Genomic DNA, 589 nt, shown 5'->3' on the forward strand with positions numbered 1-589 from the left:
TCCGCCGACGCCTCGGCTGTAACGATGACCAGGCGGGGCGGGGGACGCACGTCGCCGTGAAGATCGACGTGGTGGATCGCAGCGACGACTGGATCCACGTCAACACGGCCGTCTTCCACGTCACCCTCGCGACGGACGGGGTCATCCGCGTCCCCGTCAACGTTCGCGACGAACTGGCCCTGTCCACGGGCGATGATGTCCGTGTGAGCATCCGCATGAAGGAGTAACTGATGGGAGAAATCAGCGTCACATACGACAGCAACGGCGACCCACAAGACGTAACGATCGGGTTTGGGATCGACGGTGAGGTGGACGATGACGGTGTCGTCCAGATTGACCCGAACGAGAATCTGTGGATGATGTACTCCGACGACTCGCATGAACGCATCCGTGAGGCCCTGCTGGCAATTCCGCAGATTACGGGCGTCGAAGTCGGAGAGTACGACGAGGAGGAGTGGCGGAAGAACGCCGAAGAAGACTACGAGGACATCAACGAGTAACAATGAGTACGAAAACTGTTGACGACACTACGAAACTGACGGACAGCGACGCAATCGAACAGGCGCTCAACGATGTCGAGGCGGGTGAT

The 589-nt window shown here is 59.3% G+C and carries 2 protein-coding genes; both read left to right on the top strand.

Translation table 11 applies throughout. The features are described from left to right. Window positions 1-227: hypothetical protein (locus tag EXE45_RS19930; RefSeq protein ID WP_158294322.1), on the top strand; the 227-nt coding region annotated here is incomplete at its 5' end. A 3-nt stretch (window positions 228-230) separates the two neighbouring features. Next, window positions 231-500: a hypothetical protein gene (locus EXE45_RS17485; protein WP_137695080.1), complete on the top strand. Its 270-nt coding sequence runs from the start codon at window positions 231-233 to the stop codon at window positions 498-500. Window positions 501-589: the final 89 nt, after the last annotated feature.

The organism is Halorubrum sp. SP9 (genome assembly GCF_005435015.1).
GTDB classification, from domain to species: Archaea; Halobacteriota; Halobacteria; order Halobacteriales; family Haloferacaceae; genus Halorubrum; species Halorubrum sodomense.

Excerpts from the sequence above, each read along its gene's own strand:
- EXE45_RS17485 (WP_137695080.1), top strand. The coding sequence starts at position 231 with ATGGGAGAAATCAGCGTCACATACGACAGCAACGGCGACCCACAAGAC.